Source organism: Citrobacter sp. RHB20-C16 (assembly GCF_013890155.1).
Classification (GTDB): domain Bacteria; phylum Pseudomonadota; class Gammaproteobacteria; order Enterobacterales; family Enterobacteriaceae; genus Citrobacter_A; species Citrobacter_A amalonaticus.
The window spans coordinates 50,314-68,967 of the sequence record NZ_CP057630.1; the positions used below are offsets into that span (position 1 = coordinate 50,314).

19 protein-coding genes are annotated in these 18,654 nt (G+C 54.5%); 12 read left to right on the plus strand and 7 right to left on the minus strand.

Annotation, left to right across the window (positions count from 1 at the left end; translation table 11 throughout):
• The first annotated feature begins 64 nt into the window (after positions 1-64).
• Entirely contained in the window at positions 65-1,258 is a 1,194-nt protein-coding gene (nepI, locus tag HVX64_RS00230) for a purine ribonucleoside efflux pump NepI (protein ID WP_044254545.1), read from the plus strand.
• A gap of 111 nt (positions 1,259-1,369) precedes the next feature.
• Here nepI and HVX64_RS00235 read toward each other — a convergent pair whose 3' ends face one another.
• The 5 genes from HVX64_RS00235 to HVX64_RS00255 all read right to left on the minus strand — a co-directional run bounded on the left by HVX64_RS00235 (position 1,370) and on the right by HVX64_RS00255 (position 6,452).
• A complete protein-coding gene (locus HVX64_RS00235; protein WP_042998694.1) occupies positions 1,370-2,749 on the minus strand; it encodes a carbohydrate porin in 1,380 nt (459 codons plus the stop codon).
• Between the two features lie 326 nt (positions 2,750-3,075).
• Positions 3,076-3,378: a PTS lactose/cellobiose transporter subunit IIA gene (locus HVX64_RS00240; RefSeq protein ID WP_008786514.1), complete on the minus strand. Its 303-nt coding sequence runs from the start codon at positions 3,376-3,378 to the stop codon at positions 3,076-3,078.
• A 12-nt stretch (positions 3,379-3,390) separates the two neighbouring features.
• Positions 3,391-4,773 carry a glycoside hydrolase family 1 protein gene (locus HVX64_RS00245; RefSeq protein ID WP_044254542.1) on the minus strand — a complete coding sequence of 461 codons (1,383 nt, stop codon included), beginning with the start codon at positions 4,771-4,773 and terminating at the stop codon, positions 3,391-3,393.
• 20 nt (positions 4,774-4,793) lie between these two features.
• Positions 4,794-6,125 carry a PTS sugar transporter subunit IIC gene (locus HVX64_RS00250; protein ID WP_042998692.1) on the minus strand — a complete coding sequence of 444 codons (1,332 nt, stop codon included), beginning with the start codon at positions 6,123-6,125 and terminating at the stop codon, positions 4,794-4,796.
• A 12-nt stretch (positions 6,126-6,137) separates the two neighbouring features.
• Positions 6,138-6,452: a PTS sugar transporter subunit IIB gene (locus tag HVX64_RS00255; RefSeq protein WP_042323435.1), complete on the minus strand. Its 315-nt coding sequence runs from the start codon at positions 6,450-6,452 to the stop codon at positions 6,138-6,140.
• Positions 6,453-6,744: 292 nt separating this feature from the next.
• On the opposite strand from HVX64_RS00255, the gene HVX64_RS00260 reads away from it, so the two are divergent.
• A complete protein-coding gene (locus tag HVX64_RS00260; RefSeq protein ID WP_042998691.1) occupies positions 6,745-7,701 on the plus strand; it encodes a LacI family DNA-binding transcriptional regulator in 957 nt (318 codons plus the stop codon).
• A 33-nt stretch (positions 7,702-7,734) separates the two neighbouring features.
• Here the strand turns inward: HVX64_RS00260 and HVX64_RS00265 are convergent, their stop codons facing one another.
• Positions 7,735-8,028, minus strand: coding sequence for a YicS family protein (locus HVX64_RS00265; RefSeq protein ID WP_044254539.1), 294 nt, complete (start codon positions 8,026-8,028; stop codon positions 7,735-7,737).
• A 129-nt stretch (positions 8,029-8,157) separates the two neighbouring features.
• On the opposite strand from HVX64_RS00265, the gene HVX64_RS00270 reads away from it, so the two are divergent.
• The 9 genes from HVX64_RS00270 (at position 8,158) to nlpA (ending at position 16,979) form a co-directional block, all read left to right on the plus strand.
• Positions 8,158-8,574: a GNAT family N-acetyltransferase gene (locus tag HVX64_RS00270; RefSeq protein ID WP_044254537.1), complete on the plus strand. Its 417-nt coding sequence runs from the start codon at positions 8,158-8,160 to the stop codon at positions 8,572-8,574.
• Positions 8,575-8,677: 103 nt separating this feature from the next.
• Positions 8,678-11,476 (plus strand): transcriptional regulator DagR, encoded by a 2,799-nt coding sequence (gene dagR / locus HVX64_RS00275; RefSeq protein ID WP_044254535.1) that lies wholly within the window; start codon positions 8,678-8,680, stop codon positions 11,474-11,476.
• A 120-nt stretch (positions 11,477-11,596) separates the two neighbouring features.
• Complete coding sequence (locus tag HVX64_RS00280) at positions 11,597-12,022, plus strand: PTS sugar transporter subunit IIA (protein WP_042998687.1); 426 nt, start codon at positions 11,597-11,599, stop codon at positions 12,020-12,022.
• Positions 12,023-12,033: 11 nt separating this feature from the next.
• Positions 12,034-12,519 carry a PTS system mannose/fructose/N-acetylgalactosamine-transporter subunit IIB gene (locus tag HVX64_RS00285; protein WP_042998686.1) on the plus strand — a complete coding sequence of 162 codons (486 nt, stop codon included), beginning with the start codon at positions 12,034-12,036 and terminating at the stop codon, positions 12,517-12,519.
• Positions 12,520-12,542: 23 nt separating this feature from the next.
• Positions 12,543-13,292: a PTS sugar transporter subunit IIC gene (locus HVX64_RS00290; RefSeq protein WP_042323417.1), complete on the plus strand. Its 750-nt coding sequence runs from the start codon at positions 12,543-12,545 to the stop codon at positions 13,290-13,292.
• Complete coding sequence (locus HVX64_RS00295; RefSeq protein ID WP_161215577.1) at positions 13,289-14,149, plus strand: PTS system mannose/fructose/sorbose family transporter subunit IID; 861 nt, start codon at positions 13,289-13,291, stop codon at positions 14,147-14,149. Before HVX64_RS00290 ends, HVX64_RS00295 begins: the two co-directional genes overlap by 4 nt.
• A 3-nt stretch (positions 14,150-14,152) precedes the next feature.
• Complete coding sequence (dgaE, locus tag HVX64_RS00300; RefSeq protein ID WP_044254534.1) at positions 14,153-15,262, plus strand: D-glucosaminate-6-phosphate ammonia lyase; 1,110 nt, start codon at positions 14,153-14,155, stop codon at positions 15,260-15,262.
• Positions 15,249-15,992: a 2-dehydro-3-deoxy-phosphogluconate aldolase gene (locus HVX64_RS00305; protein WP_044254533.1), complete on the plus strand. Its 744-nt coding sequence runs from the start codon at positions 15,249-15,251 to the stop codon at positions 15,990-15,992. The genes dgaE and HVX64_RS00305 overlap by 14 nt, the downstream gene beginning before the upstream one ends.
• Before the next feature lie 168 nt (positions 15,993-16,160).
• A complete protein-coding gene (gene nlpA, locus HVX64_RS00310; RefSeq protein ID WP_044254530.1) occupies positions 16,161-16,979 on the plus strand; it encodes a lipoprotein NlpA in 819 nt (272 codons plus the stop codon).
• Positions 16,980-17,004: 25 nt separating this feature from the next.
• Here nlpA and HVX64_RS00315 read toward each other — a convergent pair whose 3' ends face one another.
• Positions 17,005-17,907 (minus strand): carboxylate/amino acid/amine transporter, encoded by a 903-nt coding sequence (locus tag HVX64_RS00315; RefSeq protein ID WP_044254529.1) that lies wholly within the window; start codon positions 17,905-17,907, stop codon positions 17,005-17,007.
• A 192-nt stretch (positions 17,908-18,099) separates the two neighbouring features.
• Between HVX64_RS00315 and HVX64_RS00320 the strand changes: the two genes are divergently transcribed.
• The gene (locus tag HVX64_RS00320) at positions 18,100-18,618 is read left to right on the plus strand and encodes an anti-virulence regulator CigR family protein (RefSeq protein ID WP_044254526.1); all 519 of its coding nucleotides are present in this window, start codon (positions 18,100-18,102) and stop codon (positions 18,616-18,618) included.
• Positions 18,619-18,654: the final 36 nt, after the last annotated feature.

An 18,654-nucleotide genomic window follows, 5' to 3' on the forward strand; every position in this document is an offset into this window, starting at 1 on the left:
TGCGTCACAATTTAAATGTTACACTGCGTGACTTTCCCACCAGAACACCACGCAGGTAGCATAAATGAGTGAATGTATCGAAGAAAAAACCCGCGCTGACGTTGTCGCCCGCCCGAACTGGTCGGCGGTATTTGCCGTGGCGTTCTGTGTCGCTTGCCTGATTACCGTCGAATTTTTACCTGTCAGTCTGTTGACGCCAATGGCGCAGGACCTGGGGATTTCTGAAGGCGTTGCCGGACAGTCGGTGACTGTCACCGCGTTTGTCGCCATGTTTGCCAGCCTGTTTATCACGCAGATCATTCAGGCAACGGATCGTCGTTATGTGGTGATTCTGTTCTCCGTGTTACTGACCCTCTCCTGCCTGCTGGTCTCTTTTGCCAACTCCTTTGCGTTATTGCTGGTGGGACGCGCCTGTCTGGGACTGGCGCTGGGTGGATTCTGGGCGATGTCGGCGTCGCTGACCATGCGCCTGGTTCCGCCGCGTACCGTGCCAAAAGCGCTGTCAGTGATTTTCGGCGCGGTTTCTATCGCGCTGGTGATTGCTGCGCCGTTGGGCAGTTTTTTAGGCGGCATTATTGGCTGGCGTCACGTCTTTAACGCCGCAGCGGTGATGGGCGTGCTGTGTATGGTCTGGGTGGTGAAATCACTGCCGTCGCTGCCCGGTGAGCCTTCTCATCAGAAGCAAAACATGTTCAGCTTGTTGAATCGTCCCGGTGTTGCGGCAGGGATGATCGCCATCTTTATGTCCTTTGCCGGCCAGTTTGCGTTCTTCACTTATATCCGCCCGGTGTATATGAATCTGGCGGGCTTTGATGTCGATGGCCTGACGCTGGTGCTGCTGAGCTTTGGCATCGCCAGTTTTGTTGGCACCTCGCTGTCGTCTGTGATTCTTAAACGCTCGGTCAAGCTGGCATTAGCCGGTGCGCCGCTGGTACTGGCGCTGAGTGCGTTGGTGCTTACGTTGTGGGGCAGCGACAAGATTGTGGCGGCGGGTATTGCGATTATCTGGGGACTGGCGTTTGCGCTGGTGCCGGTGGGGTGGTCGACATGGATTACCCGGTCGCTTGCCGATCAGGCAGAAAAGGCTGGATCCGTCCAGGTCGCCGTGATCCAGCTTGCCAATACCTGTGGGGCCGCGGTGGGAGGCTATGCACTCGATAACCTTGGCCTGCTGTCGCCCCTGATGCTCTCCGGCAGCCTGATGCTGCTGACGGCGCTTCTGGTGGCAGCGAAAGTTCGCATAAAGGGTATGCAATGATCTCACACTCTGTTTGTCGAATGGCGCTGCGCTTATCCGACCTACGGTACGGAGACCTGTAGGCCGGATAAGGCATTTATGCCACCATCCGGCATAACGCGATATGGCTCATCAGAACCACGCTTCCCACATCGCGCCGACGTTGAAATCGTCCAGCGTTTCGTCATCCGTGCCGTTCACGCGAGCGGTGCGGTCGTTATCCACTTTGCCGCCGGTGACGTAGAAGCGCAGCATCGGGCGGAACTCCGGCCCCATTGCAATCGACATGTTCTGCGACAGCGTCAGCTTCCAGCCTTTGTTATCGCCGCCGTTATCATAGTCGACACGCTGATAGCCCGCTTCCAGCCAGGTGGAGTGCACGTCGTTCCAGAAGTACATTGGACGCACAATAGCACCATAGTTCTTGCGATTTTCACTCTGATCGGCGCTGTTGTCGTAGTCATGGAATGCCAACAGGTATTCAACCTGCGCCTGTTGCGTGAATTTATGACTCCCTTCGAAACTGGCGTAAATTGCCGTCAGATCGTCGGTTTTGTTGTAGACGCTGTTGTCGGAGTTGTCAGAGTAACGGGCGATCACTTTGTTGACGCCGCTGTCATTGGTGTGGCTGACGACAAACGCGCCCTGCCAGGCCTTCAGGCGATCGTCGCTATCGACCGCTTTCGAGTCAAAGCCGTAGTTGGCGTAAATTTCCAGATCTAACGGACCGAGTTTCATGCCGTGGATTTTTGAGGTCACGGCGTAGTTGCCTTTGTCACCGGTGCCGGAACCGCCGGTACAGGTGATGCGTGACGGGTTGGCCTCATCTTCCATCACTTCCGGGCTGCACGATTCCACGGCGGCCACGGTCGCCACGTCAAACTGCACGCCGCCAATATCGAAGTTCTTCACCCCGGCGCCCTGGCCGTCGTGGTTCATCCAGAAGTAGTCGTTGATCCCTTGTTGCGGACGCTGGTGGAAGTCGCGCCCCGCCCAGATATAGGCGTTCGGGTTGGATTCCAGAACGTTGGTCACCCCTGCGTAGGCCTTTTTGAGGTTCACCTCGTCGCCCCAGTGGTCGATCATCACGTTGATATCCCAGATCGCACCGTTGTCGCCTTTGAATGCTTTGGAAAGCTGGAATTCGCCGCCGTTGCCTTCGTTACCCAGACGACCAATGGCGGACGCGCCGTTATAGGAACCGTCCACGCCGACGTACTTCTGATCGCCGCTCTGGAAGTGCGCGCCGTAACGCGCATAGCCGCTGAATTTCACACCGAACGGGATGGCCATATCGGGTGACTGCGCGGCGCTTTGCGGCTCAACAATCACATCGGTTTTTTTCGCCACAGCAGCGTCCATTTTCGCCTGACGTTCCGCAAGGGCTTTGTCTACGGCTTTGGCGACAATGGCGTCGATTTGTTCCTGCGTAAATTCCTGTGCGAGTACAGAAATCGGGCAAAGCGCGGCCACGACCGCCATGGCTAATGGAAGTTTTTTTATCATGTTCATGGTTATCTCATTTACGTTTTATCCTTCAGTTTGCATTGAGCATTCTGAAGAGATGTGCGCATTAATTTATTTTAAGATAATAACCATCCCGCCTTGGTGTAATTCGCTATCACCAAAACAAGTTGATCTGTTATTTATAGGTGCGGGTACAGAATGCGTTTATTTAATCGTAATAGCGTCTCCGTTTATTATTATTACCCTTCGACTTTCAAGCTGTTTCTTTGTTGGCTACGTTCGTTCACCCCAGTCACTTAGTTGAGTAAGCACCAGGGAATACTCTCTTGCCGCCTCGACGCAACTCGAAATCCATTGGGTATAGATTTAAATTAACGTTGGTAGAGATGAATAATTTCTTCTGACAGTTCGCGGGCTAGCAGCGATGTCATTAAATGATCCTGCGCATGCACCATAATTAACGTCATGGGTTGCCGGGCTTCCCCGGCATCCTGTTCGATCAATTTGGTTTGCATGTGGTGGGCCTGACGGGCGTAACCGTCCGCCTCCCGAAGCAGGCTTTTCGCCTCGTCAATGTTGCCTGCGCGCGCAGCGTGAAGCGCCTCGAAGCACAGACTGCGGGACTGTCCGGCATTGACGATAATTTCCATTACTGCTTCTTCTAATGCAATCATTGTAAATATCTCTTAATCGAATCCGTTATGTTCGGCGGTATTGGCGAACCACTCGCCGCTCTTTTTCACCGTACGTTTTTGCGTGTCTAAATCTAACTGGACAAAACCATAGCGGTTTTTATATCCGTTGAGCCATGACCAGTTATCAATAAAGGTCCACATATGGTAACCAAGGCACTGACAGCCTTCACTGATCCCTTTATGTAGCCATTTAAGATGTTCAGAGACAAATTCAATACGGTAATTGTCATTAATTTGCCCGTTCTGAATAAATCGCTGTTCGTTTTCTACACCCATTCCGTTTTCAGAAATAAAGCAGCGCGGGTTGCCGTAATTATCACGCAGATTGGTAATAATATCGTAAATACCCGGCTCATAAATTTCCCAGCCCCGGTAAGGGTTCATTTTACGGCCTGGCATTTCATAATAATCAAACAACCACTCCGGCATAAATGGCGCATTCAGATTGATGGCGGTATCGCGGCATTTTACGCGGCGGGGCTGATAGTAATTAATGCCCAGCAGGTCGATTTTGCCATCGGCAATCAGCTGTGCGTCACCTGGTTGGCAGGCGGGCAGTTGATCGTACTCTTTCAGTAACGCCACCAGATCCGCCGGATATTCCCCTTTCAGCACCGGGTCGAGGAAGCTGCGGTTGAACAGCAGATCCGCATGGTGCGCGGCTTTCACATCCGCCGGATGCTGTGAGCGCGGATAAGAAGGCGTCAGGTTGAGCACGACACCGATTTCGCCGTCGTTGTTGCCCGCACGATAAGCGCGAACCGCCGTCGAGTGCGCCAGCACGGTGTGATACGCCACGGTGGCTGCGCGTCTGAAATCCACCACGTTGGGGTAATGGAAGTCATACAGATAGCCGCCTTCTACCGGCACAATCGGCTCGTTAAAGGTGAACCAGTGCTTAACGCGGTTGCCGAACAATTCGAAACACGTCTGCGCGTAGCGGCCAAAGGCTTCCACGACGTCACGGTTTTCCCAGCCGCCTTTCTCCTGCATCACCATCGGCATGTCGAAGTGAAACAGCGTGATAAACGGCGTGATACCCTGTGCCAGCAGTTCGTCGATAACGTTGTTATAGAACGCCACCGCTTCTGGATTCACCTCGCCCGTGCCGTCTGGAATCAGGCGCGACCAGCTTAACGAGGTGCGGAAGCTGTTATGTTTCAACTGCTTCAGCAGCGCGATGTCCTGTTTCCAGTGCTGATAAAAGGTTGAGGTGTTCGCCGGGCCAACCCCCTGATGGAAACGACCTGGCTGGCGGTCGAACCACACATCCCATGTGGTCTGGCTTTTGCCGCCGTTCAGGCTATCCCCTTCGGTTTGCAGCGCTGAGCAGGCACTGCCCCACCAGAAGTTTTCAGGAAAACGGTATCTCATTGTTCTGACTCCTTGATTCATTATGAGTTGCTACGGGCAGCGTTCGCCACGGAGACGGCATCCTGGGCTTTTTGTTCTTCTGTCTTCAGCAGAGAACGTTCGTAAGCGCGCAGGAACGGGAGGTAAATCAACGCTGACATCACCATACAGATCAGACACATCACCACCGGACTAAAGGCCCAGTTTGCCGCCCAGGAGGCGCCAATCGGTGCGGGCGTGGTCCACGGCGTCAGTGACACCACCTGATCCAGCCAGCCCAAACGGGTTGCGGTGTAAGCCAGTACGGCGTTGATCATGGGCACGAAAACGAACGGGATAAACAGCATCGGGTTCATGATGATCGGCGCACCGAACAGAATAGGCTCATTAATGTTGAAGAAGCTAGGGACGATGCCCATTTTGCCGATCGTCCGCAGATGGGTAACGCGACTACGCAGCAGCAGGAAGGCCAGTGGTAAAGTCGAGCCCACGCCGCCGATCAGCAGGTAGTGATCCCAGAAACCTTGTAAATAGACGTGTGGCAATGCCGCGCCTGCTGCCAGCGCCGCCTGGTTCGCGGAAAGGTTGGCCATCCAGAATGGGTTCATAATGCCTGTGACGATCAGCGAACCGTGAATACCAGCAAACCAGAAAATCTGGCACATCAGGACCGAAAGCAGAATCGCCGGCAGGGAGTCAGACGCGGAAACCAACGGCGCCAGCAGGTGCATGATCGCCTGCGGAATGATCATGCCGGTCTGCGCTTCAATAAACAGGTTCAGCGGGTGTAACGTCGCAATGACCACCAGAACCGGAATGAGGATCTCAAACGAACGGGCGACGCCGGTCGGAACCTCTTTCGGCAGACGGATAGTGATGTTGTGCTGCTTCAGCCAGGCATAAACGCGCGTGGCATAGATGGCGGTGATCAGCGCGGTAAAGATCCCCTGACCGGAAAGGTACTGGGTGGAGATTTTCCCGTCGGCATACGGGGCGGCGACCAGTAAAAAGGCCATAAACGCCAGCAGGCCGGACATGATTGGATCGAGATTAAACTGACGGCCCAGACTGGCGCCAATGCCCACAGAGATGAAGAACGTCATAACGCCCATGCTGAGGTTAAACGGCAGCATCAACTGTTCACGATACGTGGCGGAGAAATCGAGCCAGCCACGGGCAAAGCTGTTGGTGGTTTCGGCAGAGAACGGCGGAAAAATAAACACCAGCATGAACGAGCCGATGATCATAAACGGCAGCGCCGCGGTAAAACCATCACGAATCGCAATCACATACTTTTGCTGGCCCAGTTTACCGGCAAGAGGGGTGATGGATTGTTCTATGACAGCAACCATTGACTGATATAACGAACTCATAATGACACCTTTCTAATGTGCCGCTTCAATCAGCGACAGAGCAAAATCCAGCACCTTGTCACCGCGTTGCATTCCGTAATCCTGCATATCAATGGCTTTTACGGGGATGTTTTGGGTGGCAGCCTTCTCTGAGAGCGTGTTAAGCATGTATTTTACCTGGGGGCCAAGCAGCACCACCTGGTAATTTGGAAACTGAATGTCAAATTCGGAAACGCCATATGCATCAATTTGGACTGGCAGCTTCCGCTCTTCTGCGGCTTCGACCATTTTACGAACCAGCAGACTGGTGGACATCCCTGCAGAGCAACACAACATAATCCTGAACATTATTAACCATCCTCAAAATGTAAAAACTTATTGCGAGTCTGATTTGATATCATACGGAAACCGGTTTCCATATGAAGCAAACGGAACTGTGACAACCGTCAAGATCTTATTCTTATAAGGCTAATTATTTGGATTTGGCTCACGGTTTTGGTGCTATTTCATACTTTTTGAGTGGAAACGGAAAATCGGTTTCCATGAAAAACGGAAACAGCTATACTGCGTGTGGTGATTATTTGAGCCAATGTTAAATTCAGGATTGAAGGAGCCAGGCAGGCTCTGTCAGGGGAGAATGATGTCTACTATCAACGATGTATCGCGTTTGGCTGGCGTGTCTAAAGCCACGGTGTCGCGCGTGTTGAGCGGATCGCGTGGTGTGAAGGAAGCCAGTCGTCTTGCCGTGTTAAAGGCGGTGGATGAACTGAACTATCGTCCGAATGTGATTGCCCAGTCATTACTCAGCCAGAGCACCGGTTGCATTGGCGTGATTTGCGCGCAGGACAACATTAACCAGACGACGGGCTACCTTTACGCACTGGAAAAACATCTGAGCCAGCACCAAAAGCATTTGTTGCTCCGCTTTGCCAACACCAAAGCAGAAGTAATGAGCGCCCTTGATGAATTAAGTTGTGGCCTGTGTGACGATGTGCTGATTATTGGGGCGCGTTTCCCGCTGAATATCAGCCAGGAAAACGTCATTCTGGTGGATTGCCTGGAAGCGGGCGACGATGTGACCAGTATTCAGTTTGACCACAGCTTTGCCACCGAAACGGCCTGTAACTATCTGATTAGCCAGAATCGACGGCAGATTGCCCTCATTCATCCTGAAGGGATGGGATTCTCCGAACAGGTGCTACTTGGCTACAAACACGCGCTGGAGAAGAACTTCCTGCCCTTTAACCGTAACCTGGTGTTTATGGAAGCCACCTCTTCCTCGGTCGCGCTACAGGAGTTGTTGAATAACGCCTCCACGCTCAACTTTAACGCCCTGCTGGTGGCGGATGAGCAGCAGGCTCAGCGGGTGATCCCACAATTGCAGGCGTTTAATAAGTCGGTTCCGGAAGATATTATGATCTTCAGCCTCGCCGGTTCGCTGCATCTGCCGGGGATCCCGACCATCCCGGCAATCGAATACTCCATGGATGCGATGGCGGCGCGGATTGTCAGCTGGCTGAATGAAAAAACGCAGAGCATGTTGGGATCGTATGTGCTGCGCGGCGACCTCATCATTCCGGATGTTCGCCAGCGGTAAGCTAATTAACGGGCGTGAGGCATAGGCTTCACGCTACATATCCGGGCATTCCACCTTACCGAGCGCTTCCCAGTAGTTGCTCTGATTGTTCCTTTCCATCGCCACCGCCGCCTCGCGGATGTGCTGCTGATTGCCTTCATTCGCCATGATCGTTTTTTCCCACGCCTCGTCTGAAGGCGAACCTTGCGGCGTACAAATTTTGCGTAAATCGTTGAGTATCGTATTTTTTTCGTGCACGGATTGCAGTGCGCCGTAAGGCGAGTCGGCCTGCGCCAGCGTTGGCATCAAGAAAAGGGCGGCAATGATCGGTAAAACGGCTCGTTTCATGGTAATAATCCTTGTAGTCGATGCGCATTATTTCAAGAGTAAGTGTAGATGGTGTACGACTCTCTCAGCAGCCCGTGCGAAAGTCGGAAAAGGCTTCAGCCAAAAGTTGTATTTTTTCAGGAGGATAGAATGCAGATACAAATTACCGATACCGTTACCGAAGACGATCAAAATGCACTGCTCACCGGATTGCGCGCTTACAATTTTCAGTTTCTGCAAACGAGAAATTTTGGCGATCTGGCGGTTTACTGGCGTGACGAGCAGCAGAAAATCCGGGGGGGATTGATTGGCAAAATCAAAGGGGAATGGTTGAGCATTGATTTTTTATGGATGCATGAATCCCTGCGTAAAGGCGGTTACGGTAGCCAACTAATCCAGGCCGCAGAGCACGCCGCTCGCGAAAGAGGTTGTCTCCATGCGCTGGTCGATACCCTGAGTTTTCAGGCGCTGCCGTTCTACCAGAAGAACGGTTATCAACTGCAACTGACCCTTGAGGACTTCCCGGAAAAAGGGGCTGCCCGGCATTATTTATCGAAAACATTTTGATGACCGGAGGCATTCACCGTGACGTCTGGACGCCGATTCACTTTCTTGCATAGCAGAATAGTGTATGTTCTGAACAATCATTTAATTCTTAAGCGGTAAAAAGATGAGACGGATCGAGATCGTACTGGGAGAGCTTGAAAGGCTGACGCGTGGGCTGGATCGTGCCGATTTGGCGCAGGAGACGGCGTTCACTGCGGAGGCGATTGGCTTCAACCTGGGGCTGGCGCGCAACTCGGTCAGTAAAGATCTCAACCAACTGTGGAATGACGGTCTGGCGATTAAAAGCCGGGGGCGTCCGGTGTTCTTCCTGCACCGCCAGACGCTGGAGACATTGCTGGGGCGCAAACTGGAGAGTAGCGAGCGCGAGGTGCGCTCGGTGGCTGACCTGCTTCCGCAAACGGAAAATACGGGCGACGACGATCCTTTCACCGGCCTGATTGGCTATGACCGCAGCCTGCGCGATGCGGTTGAAAAAGGCCGCGCCGCCGTGCTCTATCCGCAGGGTTTGCACGTGCTGCTGACCGGCCCATCTGGCGTGGGGAAAACCTTTTTTGCCGAACTGATGCACCGCTTCGCCTGCGAAAAGTCCGCCGGTTCCCCACCGCCGCTGGTCTACTTTAACTGCGCCGAGTACGCCCATAACCCGGAACTGCTCTCTTCCCACCTGTTTGGCCATCGTCAGGGGGCATTTACCGGCGCGAACGAGAATAAACCCGGTCTGGTTGAGCAGGCAGACGGCGGCTATTTACTGCTCGATGAAGTGCACCGTCTGCCCTATGAAGGTCAGGAAAAACTGTTCTCTATTCTTGATAAGGGTGAGTACCGTCCGCTGGGGGACAGCAGTAAGGCGCGTTCGATCTCGGTACGGCTGATTTGCGCCACTACGGAACCGGCGAATTCGTCGCTGTTGCGTACCTTCCAGCGACGCATTCAGGTAAGCATCGATTTGCCGGGGATTCGTCAGCGATCGATTGAAGAACAAGTGGAGCTGATTGTTGGTTTCCTGCAGCGTGAAAGTCGCAAAATCGAGCGCACGGTCAGCATCGACAAAACGCTACTGCTCTGGCTGTTGAACAAACCGCTGGAGGGCAACATTGGTCAGTTGAAGAGTGATATCCAGTTCCTGTGCGCCCAGGCGTGGGCGTCAGGAATGACGGAACATAATGACACACTACAACTGGATAAACGGCTGGCGGAGATACCGTTTCACGCCACGCCGGAACAGCGCCTGTTGGTCGATGCCTTGTTTGAAGGGAAAGAGCGGCTGAACATTGATGCGCGCACGTTACCGGCGCTGAAAACGTCGCTGGCGACCGGGGCGGAAATCGAAGAGAGCGATCTGTTTTACAGCTTCCTGACCCGTGAATATGTCAATCTGCGCAACAGTAATGTCCCGCCGGCGGAAACGCTGGCTATCCTGAAAAACAAGCTCAGCTCGATTTTCGAATATGGCCTCTACAGCCGCGATAGCGTGGCGCATCCACCGCGTTATGGCGATCAAATCGAAGAACGCGTGACGCTGTTGATCGGCTGCGTGGAACAGGTGCTTACGTTTACGCTGCCGGAAAACCTGGTGAATCCGCTGCGCAAGCACTTCCTGGCGCTGATTGGCTACGTCCAGCGCGGGTTGATTCCCCAGCTCTACTCTTCCAGTCTGATCCTCGATCGCTGCAAAGATGAATACGATAACGCCACGCTGCTGTGCCGCAAAATTAATGAACTGCTGCATATTCAGTGCCCGGCGACGGAAGTGGTCTGGCTGTGCCTGTTCCTGAAAGAGTGTCGTCATTACCGCCAGCGCATTGATGCCAGTCCGGATTGCGGGGTGATTCTGGTCGCTCACGGCGCGACCACCGCGACCAGCATGGCGCAGTATGTTAACCGTGTACTGGAACGCGACCTGTTCAGCGCAGTCGACATGCCGTTTGAGCAGTCGGTACATGACACGCTGGAAACGCTGACCCAGATTATTCAGACCCAACGCTATCAGCGGCTGATCCTGATGGTCGACATCGGTTCACTGGTACATTTCGGCAGTACGATCAGCAAGTTATTTCAGATAGACGTACTGCTGATGCCCAACATCACGCTGACCAGTCTGCTGGAGGTTGGGCTGGATTTAAGCTACGAAACCAGCGATTTACCTCAATTGGCGGCGCTGATGCAGAGCAAAAATATCCCCTGCCAGCTGTGTACGCCGCAGCAGGAAAACGGCGGCAAAGTGCTGGTCGTCTCCTGCATTACCGGCATGGGAACGGCGGAAAAAATTAAAAAAGTGCTCGAGGAGAGCTTCGGCGAACTGATGTCGCAGGACACGCGAATGGTGATCCTCGATTACAACGACGTGCGCAGTCTCGAACGTGTCCAGCAGGCGCTGAATGCCAATGAGCGACTGGCGGGGATTGTCGGGACTTTCCAGCCCGGACTGCCGGATATTCCGTTTATCTCGCTGGAAGAACTGTTCTCTGAGCAGGGGCCGGAGCTGGTGTTAAGCCTGCTGACGCCGGATCTCTCCAGCGCCGAGCGCCGTCTGGAGATGGAGCGCAGCGCGATGCGCTTTATCAGCGCGCTGACCATGGAGAGCATCATCAATCATATTTCAGTGCTCAACCCGCAGCGCATTCTGAAAGAGATGGAGGGCGTGCTTAACCATCTGACGACTGCGCTTTCCCTCAAACCCAGTCGCCAGGTGACACTACGCTTCCTGATCCACTGCTGTTGCATGGTTGAGCGTATCGTGATCAACCGTAAACCGTTACAGATGGCGCTGGAAAACAAACCGAATCTGGATCCCCGCGCGTTTAGTGTCATTAAATCTGCGTTTCTGCCGATCGAAGAGGCCTATGCCATCCGGTTATCGGATGCGGAATATTTTTATATCTACGAACTGCTTTATAGCTGATCCCTTAATGGGCGAGGCGTTGCGCCTTGCCCGCTCTCCTTTCCCCCTCGTGTGACACAAATACTGGCACAGCCTTTGCTCTTTCCTTGCGTGTAAATGTAATCGCGCCAGGAGGCCATTTTGACTACCACTCAACCGTTGCCCGACATTCTGCTGCTGACCCATGGCGGCTGGGGACAACAGCTTTGTAACAGCCTGCGCATGGTGATGGGCGAAATTAAAGGCGTGACAGAAATTGCGCTGATGCCCGTCGATACGCTGGGTGAGTTTTATCAGCGTGTTGAAGACGTGGTGAAAACCATGCCGGAAGGCTCACTGATTCTGACCGATTTTGTGGGCGGCACGACATCCAACGTGGCGGCGCGGCTGAGTGCGGATTATCCGGTGGCGGTCGTTTCCGGACTCAACGCATCACTGCTGCTGGAAGCGCTGGACAGACGTGAACACGGTTCACTGACTACCTGCGTCAGCGAACTGGTGGACGCCGGACGCAGCAGTTGCCTGGACGTTGTTGCTCACGTCCGTCAATTACAACAATCACAATAAGGAAAATCATCATGGCAAACATCGTGTTATGTCGTATCGATAGCCGACTGATCCACGGACAGGTGGTGACGAAGTGGGTCGGGCAGTCCCAGGCCAACCGCATCGCGGTGGTCAGCGATGAACTGGATGCCGATCCGTTTATGAAAAACATCTACCTGATGGCCGCGCCGCCGAACATCAAAGTGGACTGCTACAGCAACCAGAGCTTTGCCGCCTCATGGCAAGAGAACCAACTGGGCGACGGCAATGTGCTGGTGCTGTTCCCTTCTCTGGCGGCGATTCAGCAGGCCGTACAACAGGGGTTTGATGTCTCCACGATTCAGGTGGGGGGTCTGGGCGGTGGACCGAACCGCAAAGCGGTATTCCAGAACATTACGCTCGATGAAAAAGACGTCGGCATTCTGAACGACCTGAAAAGTCGTGGGATTCAGGTGTTCTTCCAGACTATCCCGGAAGATAAACCGCAGTCGCTGGACGATATCCTGAAAAAATTCTAATTCTCTGATAATGGGATAACACTATGGATACCTTAGTTTTTGCAAGCCTCATGGGGTTGTATTACTGGTTTGCCCGCTTACGCCTTGGCTACACCTTCTCTGCCATGCTGCTTCAGCCGGTGGTGGTGGCTGTTTTCGTCGGGCTGCTGCTGGGCAACATGCAGACCGCGATGATTATCGGTGCCGGGATGCAGCTCGTTTATCTCGGCGTGACCTCCACGCCTGGCGGTAACGTGCCGTCAGATCCGGCGCTGGCGGCCTGTATCTCGATTCCCATCGCGGTGAAAGCCGGGATGGATCCGAACCTGGCCATTGCGCTGGCGATCCCCTTCGGCGTGATCGGCGTCTTCCTTGACCAGTTGCGTCGTACCCTGAACGCCGCCTGGGTGCATATGGCTGATAAGCACGCGGAAACAGCGAACATGTCGGGCATTATGCGCTGTGCGTTCCTCTACCCGGCACTGCTTGGACTGGCGCTGCGTTTCCCGGTGGTGTTTGCCGCGAACTACTTCGGTCAGGACGTGGTGGAAAGTTTCCTCAAACTGATGCCGCACTGGCTGACCCACTCCTTTGAAATCATGGGCGGGATCCTGCCGGCGCTGGGCTTCGCAATCACCATTATGGTGATCGGTAAAAAGAGCCTGCTGCCGTGGTTTATCGGCGGATTCTTCGCGGTGCTGTACCTCAAGGTAGACATCATGGCGATGGCGATCTTCGGTACCTGTGTGGCCTTCCTGATTAAAGGCCTGGCGAAAAATGAAGGAGCAGCATGATGAGCAGCGACGTAATGCAGCATGAACTGGTTGAGCGCGCACGGACGACCGGGGCGTTAACCAAAGCGGATATCACTAAAGCGTGGTTTATCTACTGGCTGGGCGCGGAAGTCTCCAACTCTTATGAACGTCTGCAGAGCCTGATTTTCTGCGCCTCGATGACACCGATCATCAAAAAGCTCTACCCGCAAAAAGAGGAACAGGTGGAGGCGCTGAAACGGCACCTGAACTTCTTCAACTCTGAGCAAACATTTGGCGCGGTGATCCAGGGGATTTCCATCGCCATGGAAGAGCAAAAAACGCGCGGCGAGCCGATCAGCGATGCCTCAATTACCGGGATTAAAACCGGTCTGATGGGGCCGCTGGCCGGGATGGGCGACTCCATTGTCTGGGCCGCCGTCATGCCGTTGCTGATTGCGATTTTCATCCCTTTCGCCGCTAATGGCAGCGCGTTTGGCGGTATTGCACCGCTGATCCTCTATCCGGCGATTACCCTGGCGATCAGCTACGGTCTGATCCACAAAGGCTACACCTTGGGACGTGATTCTATCGTTGGGTTATTGCAGGGAGGACGAATCAAAGAACTGATCTACGGCGCGAACGTGCTGGGGTTGATCATGATGGGCGCGCTGTCGGCAAGCTACGTCAAGATCACCACACCGTTGAAAATCAGCGCCCTGAAGGGTTCTGAAGTGGTCGTGCAGCAGATCCTTGACTCTATCGCGCCAGGCCTGCTGCCGCTGGCGGCGGTGTTTGCCATCTATATCTTCCTGGTGAAAAAGGGTCCGCGTTACACCACCATTCTGCTGTCGATTGTGGCGCTGAGCGTGGTGTGTTCGCTGCTGGGAGTGTTGTAAGCCATGACAGAGAATATTTATCAACAGCTGGGGCTAAAACAGGTGATTAACGCCTGCGGCAAGATGACGATTCTTGGCGTCTCCAGCGTCGCGCCGGAGGTGATGCAGGCCACCGTGCGGGCGGCCTCGGCCTTTGTCGAGATCGACAAGCTGGTGGACCGAACCGGTGAACTGGTTTCCCGCTTTACCGGCGCGCAGGACAGCTACGTGACCTCCTGCGCCTCGGCAGGGATCGCCATCGCCGTTGCCGCCGCCATTACTCGTGGCGACCCGCTTCGCGTGTCGCTGATGCCGGACAGCAGCGGAATGGCCAACGAGGTAGTGATGCTGCGCGGTCATAACGTGGACTACGGCGCGCCGATTACCAGCGCCATTCGTCTGGGCGGTGGGCGCGTTGTGGAAGTCGGTTCGAGTAACCTGGCCGCACGCTGGCAACTGGAGAGCGCCATTACTGACGAGACCGCCGCACTGCTGTATGTGAAATCGCACCACTGCGTGCAAAAAGGCATGCTCAGCATTGACGACTTTGTACAAGTGGCGCAGATCCACAACCTGCCGCTGATTGTCGATGCCGCCGCCGAGGAGGATTTACACGCCTGGGTGGCGAGCGGGGCGGACATGGTTATCTACAGCGGGGCGAAAGCCTTCAATGCGCCGACCTCCGGGTTTATCACCGGCAATAAAACGTGGATCGCCGCCTGTAAAGCGCAACATCACGGGATTGCCAGAGCGATGAAAATCGGCAAGGAGAACATGGTCGGGCTGGTGTATGCGCTGGAAAATTATCACCAGGGGCAGACCGTGGTGACCGCCGAGCAGTTGCAACCGACGGTGGAGGCGATTTCGGCCATTCGCGGGCTGACCGCCGATATCGAGCAGGACGAAGCCGGGCGTGCCATCTGGCGCATTCGCGTTCGGGTTGATGCGCAGGTGTTTGGTCTGGACGCGCGCGACGTCGAAGCCCAACTGCGAAGTGGCGATATCGCCATTTACGCACGGCGCTATAACCTCCATCAGGGCGTTTTTAGCCTCGACCCACGTACGGTCGCTGAGGGGGAAATGGCGTTGATTGTGGCGCGACTTAAGGAGATTGCAGAACATGCAGCAGATTAATTTTTATCGTCAGCGTGTGGCGATTAATGTGCTGGCGAAAGATATCGCTAACGCCAGGGAAATCTATGACGCCGCCGAGGGACACGCAGTGATTGGCATCCTGTCTGCGCAATTTTCGTCGGTCGACGAAGGTGTTCAGGAGGTGAAGCGCTGGATGGCGGACGTGCCGTCGATTTCGGTCGGGCTGGGGGCGGGCGATCCGGCGCAGTATTACAAGGCGGCGATGATTGCCGCAAAGGTTCATCCGGCGCACGTCAACCAGACCTTTACCGGCAGCGGTTTTGCCGCAGGCGCGCTGGCGGCGACGGGGGGAGAACAGACCCATATCAATGCGCTGATCAGCCCGACGGGAACGCCTGGTGACGTGTTGATTTCCACCGGCGTCAGCAGCAGTCAGGGGACGCCAGCGCGCGTCTCCTGCGATGCCGCCGTGCGGATGATGCAGGATATGGGGGCGCACGCGGCCAAATTCTTTCCGATGGGCGGGGAGAAGTCGCTGCCGGAGCTGTACGTACTGGCGAGCAGCGCGGCGCGTAACGGCATGACGCTGATTGAACCGACCGGCGGTATCGATCTGGATAATTTCGGCGTCATATTGCAGACCTGCCTGGAGGCGGGAGTGCCACGCGTGATGCCGCATGTGTACAGTTCGATTATCGATCCGCAAACCGGGAATACGCGTCCTGAAGATATCGTCAGGTTAATGGACATCATCAAAGCGCTGGTCTGAGCCGAATGGCGCTGCGTGTGGTCAGCGCAGCGCCATCAGGATTTTCGCATATTCTCCCTTTATACCTTTTTCTTCTTATTGATACCTTTTCGTTTTTTAAACCGCCGTGCCCTTCCCGCTATAGTCATTTCATTACTCATCAGGCGGTTATTTCAAAAGGATAAAAATGTGAAATTGACGATACCTCATTTACGGACAGGGGCGGCGGTACTGCTGGCGGGATTGTTGCTGGTCGGGTGCGATCAGCAGAGCAGCGATGCAAAGCACATTAAAGTGGGTGTGATTAACGGCGCCGAGCAGGATGTCGCGGAAGTCGCCAAAAAAGTGGCGAAAGAGAAGTACGGCCTCGACGTTGAGCTGGTCGGTTTCAGCGGCTCGCTGTTGCCGAATGACGCCACCAACCACGGCGAACTGGATGCCAACGTTTTCCAGCATCGTCCGTTCCTTGAGCAGGATAACCAGGCGCACAATTATAAGCTGGTGGCGGTGGGGAATACCTTTGTCTTCCCGATGGCAGGCTATTCGAAAAAAATTAAAACGGTGGATCAACTGAAAGAGGGCGCGACGGTGGCGATCCCGAACGATCCGACTAATCTGGGACGCGCGCTTCTGCTGCTGCAAAAAGAGAAGCTGATTACCCTGAAAGAAGGGAAAGGTCTGCTGCCGACGGCGCTGGATATCACCGATAATCCGCGTCACTTGCAGATTATGGAACTGGAAGGCGCGCAGTTACCGCGTGTACTTGACGACCCGAAAGTCGATGTAGCGATCATCAGCACGACCTACATTCAGCAAACCGGGCTTTCTCCGGTTCATGACAGCGTGTTTATCGAAGATAAAAATTCGCCGTACGTGAACATTCTGGTGGCGCGGGAAGACAACAAAGACGCGCAAAACGTGAAGGAATTTTTGCAGTCCTATCAGTCGCCGGAAGTCGCCAAAGCGGCGGAGAAAATCTTTAACGGCGGCGCGGTGCCGGGTTGGTAAGATGAGCGTTGCCGCGCCAGTGATGTCAAACGGTTCTGGCGCGGCGGCGAGAATCCATCGAGATCAACACCACGGACGACAGAATCAGCAGTGTGCCCAGCCAGTCCGGCAGCGTGAAGGTAATGCCCAACAAGAGCAATGACAGCAACGCGCTGCTCAGCGGTTCGGCACAGCTTAAAATGCTCGCTTTCGGCCCGCCAATCATCTGCGCCCCCTTCAGATACAGGCTGAACGTCAGTGACGTGCCGATCACCACCAGGTAGAAAAACGCCAGAATCAGGCCGCCATTCACCACGAAATCCGTGCCCTCTCCAGCGTAAAACGGCAGCAGGATCATCCCGCCGATTAACATACTCCAGCCGACAATCGGCAAAGTGCCGTAACGTGCAATCAGCGTTGACGGGTAGGTGGTATAAAACGCGGCGGCGAACGCCGAGGCAATCCCCCAGAACAGCGCGGCGGGTGAAATTGACAGCGAAGTAGGGTTGCCGTGCGTTACCAGTAAAAAGGTGCCGATCAGGGAGGTGAGGATTGCCGTCAGCACCAATACGCCGGGACGGGCCTTACGTACCAGCGCGAACCACGCCACGATGATCGTGGGCGAAAGAAATTGCAGCACGGTGGCGGTCGCGGCGTTGGACTTTTCGATGGTCAGCAGGAAGGTGAGTTGTACGGTCAGCGCGCCGACGACAGAAAATATCAGCAGACTCAGAGCGTCTTTGCGGTCTTTGAAAAGGGAAAAAATTTTGTCGCCGTGGACAAAGGAGAGCATCAGCAGAATGAGTCCGGCGAAGATCAGACGCGTCATGGTCAGAAATGGCGACGACATCTGGCTTTGCTCCATGATGTACTGCGCGCAAACGCCGGAACTTCCCCATAATACGGCAGCAATCAGAACGTTCAGCATCCCTCTTCTGGTGGACCCCATGTTTTCCTCGGCTGTGTTTTTTCGACGCTATTTGCAGGCATGATAGCAGATAAGGCACAGCCGTTACCCTCCACACAACAGGTTGTTTATTAATGGCCTGCGAGCCAATGCAAAACCAGGAATATTTGACATTGCGTACTTGATGGCGGCGCACTACTGTCAAAGTGGAACATCATCTGGAAGGAACACATCATGGGTAAGCGTCGTGGTTTAACGGCAGTGCTGGCCACACTGGTTTCACTCTCTCTGTTCGCTGCGCCGGTCATGGCGAATCCGGGGAATGGTAACGGAAATGGTCATGGCGGAGGCGGCCAGGGCAACAGCAGTGGCAATCATGGAAATAAGGGCAACCAGGGAAATAACGGGCAAAAAGGAAATTCGGCCCAGAAAAACAACGGTTCATCCGATCATCGTAAAAATTACGGCAAACCCGATCACGTCGAGTCTGACATCAGTTTCGCGACAGCGCGTCATCTGGCGGTGAACTACGGCCTGACGGGATATGATTCTCTGCCTCCGGGCATTGCGAAAAACCTGGCGCGTGGAAAACCGCTCCCTCCGGGCATTGCGAAAAAAACCGTACCGGCATCCATGCTGGGGCAACTGCCTTATTATCCTGGCTATGAATGGAAAATTGTTGGGGATGATTTAGTGCTGATTGCGCTCAGTACTGCCGTGGTCACGGCGATTATTAACGGGGTGTTTGATTAACGTATTTAAAGGCCGGGGAGCGTTCCCCGGCTTGTG

Bases quoted from the DNA above. Each gene is read 5' to 3' on its own strand.
- nepI (WP_044254545.1), top strand. From the start codon at position 65: ATGAGTGAATGTATCGAAGAAAAAACCCGCGCTGACGTTGTCGCCCGC.
- HVX64_RS00235 (WP_042998694.1), bottom strand. From the start codon at position 2,749: ATGAACATGATAAAAAAACTTCCATTAGCCATGGCGGTCGTGGCCGCG.
- HVX64_RS00240 (WP_008786514.1), bottom strand. From the start codon at position 3,378: ATGATTGCATTAGAAGAAGCAGTAATGGAAATTATCGTCAATGCCGGA.
- HVX64_RS00245 (WP_044254542.1), bottom strand. From the start codon at position 4,773: ATGAGATACCGTTTTCCTGAAAACTTCTGGTGGGGCAGTGCCTGCTCA.
- HVX64_RS00250 (WP_042998692.1), bottom strand. From the start codon at position 6,125: ATGAGTTCGTTATATCAGTCAATGGTTGCTGTCATAGAACAATCCATC.
- HVX64_RS00255 (WP_042323435.1), bottom strand. From the start codon at position 6,452: ATGTTCAGGATTATGTTGTGTTGCTCTGCAGGGATGTCCACCAGTCTG.
- HVX64_RS00260 (WP_042998691.1), top strand. From the start codon at position 6,745: ATGTCTACTATCAACGATGTATCGCGTTTGGCTGGCGTGTCTAAAGCC.
- HVX64_RS00265 (WP_044254539.1), bottom strand. From the start codon at position 8,028: ATGAAACGAGCCGTTTTACCGATCATTGCCGCCCTTTTCTTGATGCCA.
- HVX64_RS00270 (WP_044254537.1), top strand. From the start codon at position 8,158: ATGCAGATACAAATTACCGATACCGTTACCGAAGACGATCAAAATGCA.
- dagR (WP_044254535.1), top strand. From the start codon at position 8,678: ATGAGACGGATCGAGATCGTACTGGGAGAGCTTGAAAGGCTGACGCGT.
- HVX64_RS00285 (WP_042998686.1), top strand. From the start codon at position 12,034: ATGGCAAACATCGTGTTATGTCGTATCGATAGCCGACTGATCCACGGA.
- HVX64_RS00290 (WP_042323417.1), top strand. From the start codon at position 12,543: ATGGATACCTTAGTTTTTGCAAGCCTCATGGGGTTGTATTACTGGTTT.
- HVX64_RS00295 (WP_161215577.1), top strand. From the start codon at position 13,289: ATGATGAGCAGCGACGTAATGCAGCATGAACTGGTTGAGCGCGCACGG.
- dgaE (WP_044254534.1), top strand. From the start codon at position 14,153: ATGACAGAGAATATTTATCAACAGCTGGGGCTAAAACAGGTGATTAAC.
- HVX64_RS00305 (WP_044254533.1), top strand. From the start codon at position 15,249: ATGCAGCAGATTAATTTTTATCGTCAGCGTGTGGCGATTAATGTGCTG.
- HVX64_RS00315 (WP_044254529.1), bottom strand. From the start codon at position 17,907: ATGGGGTCCACCAGAAGAGGGATGCTGAACGTTCTGATTGCTGCCGTA.
- HVX64_RS00320 (WP_044254526.1), top strand. From the start codon at position 18,100: ATGGGTAAGCGTCGTGGTTTAACGGCAGTGCTGGCCACACTGGTTTCA.